The organism is Vibrio sp. Vb1554, from assembly GCF_033344235.1.
Genome location: NZ_JAWPOJ010000292.1, coordinates 1 through 1,209, shown reverse-complemented (window position 1 = coordinate 1,209; position 1,209 = coordinate 1). Strand labels below are relative to the sequence as shown.

The window sequence follows — 1,209 nt, the reverse complement described above, 5'->3', positions numbered from 1 at the left end:
ATTAGCTCACCTCAGGTTTTAAATCACGAGCGTGCCATCGAATGGAGTGAGGACTCGCTGAATATTCGCGCGTTTGCGTTTCAAGCTGGGGAGTATCAGGTGGTGCTCGGCATGAGTATCAACCACCATATTTTGTTTTTGGATAAACTCGACTGGATTTTGTTTTGGGCGCTCGGTTTGGCGTTTGTGATTTCTTCCGCGTTGAGCGGTTGGATGGTAAAACGTGGGTTGAAGCCGATTGTGGGATTGAATCAGCACATTCAACAGATATCACCAGAGCAAATGGGCATTCGTCTCGACCCCGATTCGTTGCCAATAGAACTGCGCGAGTTAGCCAACAAACACAACGCGATGCTCGATAGGTTGCAAACTGGTTTTCGCCGCTTGAGCGAGTTTTCTTCTGATATAGCACATGAGTTAAAAACGCCACTCACCAACGTTACTACGCAAAATCAGGTCATTTTAGGTGCGTGTCGAACGTCTGAAGAGTATCAGGATGCGATTGCCTCAACGTTGGAAGAACTCAACCGCATCACGAAAACCATCAACGATTTGCTCTACATTGCCAAGGCTGAAAACAAGCTCATTCATCGCCATGACGAAGTGTTTGCGGTGCAGGAGGAAATTGACCGCTTGGTTGCGTATTTTGAAATATTGGCCGAAGATGCCGAGGTGCGAATCGTGAGTTCAGGCGACGGTCAGCTCTATATGGACAAAAACATGTTTGAGCGTGCGGTGGGCAATTTGCTCTCCAACGCGATTCGTCATGCGTATGCTGATTCAACCATTGTGATTGACGTTCAAGAGGTTGAGGAACAGGTGACGATATCGGTCAGCAACCAAGGTGACACCATTGCCGAGCAAAACTTACCGTACCTTTTCGACCGGTTTTATCGCGCAGATAAATCTCGCCAACATGTCGGTAGCGTAGGTGCAGGGCTGGGTTTGTCGATTACCCAATCTATCGTGCAAGCGTATGAAGGTGATATCCAAGTTCAATCAGAAAACCAGCGCACCGAATTTCACATCAGGGTGCCTTCGGCCCGTACGAGTCCAAAAGAGGAATAACCTGAGCTAGGTTGTCGAGTACAGTGATATCAGACATTAACTCTGTCTGCGGTGGCAATAAGTCTGGAATCATCACTGCATGGCAGCCAGCAGCAAGTGCGGCTTTAATGCCATTATTGGAATCTTCCAACACTAAGCATT

Annotated in this window: 1 protein-coding gene and 1 pseudogene; one reads left to right on the top strand and one right to left on the bottom strand. The window is 47.8% G+C overall.

Annotated elements, in window-relative coordinates; all coding sequences use genetic code 11:
• Positions 1–1,068, top strand: a 1,068-nt coding sequence (locus tag R8N28_RS25740; protein WP_318183725.1) for a heavy metal sensor histidine kinase, incomplete at its 5' end; no start/stop codon positions are given.
• Here R8N28_RS25740 and R8N28_RS25735 read toward each other — a convergent pair.
• Positions 1,028–1,209: pseudogene (locus R8N28_RS25735) on the bottom strand (HAD family phosphatase); the annotation flags it as partial. The gene R8N28_RS25740 and the pseudogene R8N28_RS25735 overlap by 41 nt on opposite strands.